This window comes from Vibrio sp. OPT46, from assembly GCF_015163535.1.
Classification (GTDB): domain Bacteria; phylum Pseudomonadota; class Gammaproteobacteria; order Enterobacterales; family Vibrionaceae; genus Vibrio; species Vibrio alginolyticus.
Map to the genome: position 1 here is coordinate 169,811 of NZ_JADDYG010000092.1, position 772 is coordinate 170,582.

Annotated in this window: 1 protein-coding gene; it reads left to right on the top strand. The window is 42.0% G+C overall.

The genetic code is table 11. The features are described 5' to 3' along the window. Window positions 1–41: 41 nt before the first annotated feature. A complete protein-coding gene (locus IQR33_RS04220) occupies window positions 42–722 on the top strand; it encodes a Crp/Fnr family transcriptional regulator (protein ID WP_005382613.1) in 681 nt (226 codons plus the stop codon). Window positions 723–772 lie beyond the last annotated feature (50 nt).

Sequence of the window (772 nt, forward strand, 5' to 3'; positions counted from 1 at the left end):
TCTTAAATAGTTGTCCGTAACTTGTTCTGAGAGAGCAGAAAATGAAAATCAGCCCTTATCCGACTGGTCGCTTCAAAACATACCTTGAAGAAAAGAGTGCCACCTTTCGCGATTTGATTTATCAATGCCAAATAAATTCGCGTTACTTTGATGCTGGGGAAGCAATTCTCCGCCAAGGTGAGCAACTTCAGTACTTGTATGTTGTGCCAGTAGGTCGAGTCTCGATGAACATATTGGCCGCAAATGGACGACGTTTTCAATTAGGGGAAGCTAACTGCGACTATCATATTTATGGTGAAATGGAGTTCTTCACTCAGACTCCTTGTCAATGGAATGTGATAGCAGATGAACATATGCAGGTTGATGTTATCTGTATCCAAAAACTAACCGAAGCACTGCAAAATCATCCCCAAATGATGGTGTTCTTCGCTTCAGCATTGGCTGAGGATTATCAAGACTCCATGGATATCTACACTAATCGTTTGTTGCATCCCATTACTTACAACATTGCCTATGATCTTCTCGTCCGTAATCAGACGGATAAGCTGCTTGGTGGTTTTGATAAAGTGAACCAAGAGGCTGAGCGGTTTGGTACCTCAGGCCGAGTCTATCGACGTGCAGTTAAGGACTTGATTGAAAAGGGATTGATTACAAAAACGGACAACGGTTTGGAGATTATTGATGAGCTGGCACTCAAAGCGTTTATTGAAGCGCATGAATGATACGCCCAGGTATTGGAACTGATGGGTTTTATAAGTCTTTGATATATCTA

Coding starts and splice junctions, on each gene's coding strand:
- IQR33_RS04220 (WP_005382613.1), top strand. CDS start 42: ATGAAAATCAGCCCTTATCCGACTGGTCGCTTCAAAACATACCTTGAA.